This window comes from Paenarthrobacter aurescens, from assembly GCF_025421775.1.
Classification (GTDB): Bacteria; Actinomycetota; Actinomycetes; order Actinomycetales; family Micrococcaceae; genus Arthrobacter; species Arthrobacter aurescens_B.
On the sequence record NZ_JAOEFX010000544.1, the window covers coordinates 1 to 251 of the forward strand.

At 68.9% G+C, this 251-nt stretch carries 1 protein-coding gene; it reads left to right on the plus strand.

Annotation, left to right across the window (positions count from 1 at the left end):
* Positions 1-32: 32 nt before the first annotated feature.
* A partial coding sequence (locus N7568_RS24695) for a hypothetical protein (RefSeq protein ID WP_261612291.1) occupies positions 33-251 on the plus strand: 219 nt, incomplete at its 3' end.

A 251-nucleotide genomic window follows, 5' to 3' on the forward strand; every position in this document is an offset into this window, starting at 1 on the left:
AGCCCTCGTCCAGCACCGCCCCGGAGGTGGACGTGTCAGCAGAGACGCTGGAGGCGATGTTCAACGGGCCCGAGGCTGGTCAGACGGAGAGGGACGGCGACCCCCAGGACCACCCGGACCTCGAGCAGAACGCCGGCTCCGGAGCGGCTGAGGAGGATGTGGCGTCAGCTGAGGCGCTGGAGGCGATGTTCACCGCGCCCGAGGTGGAGAGCACCGGGGTGGATGATCAGCCACAGGATCCCGAGAACACC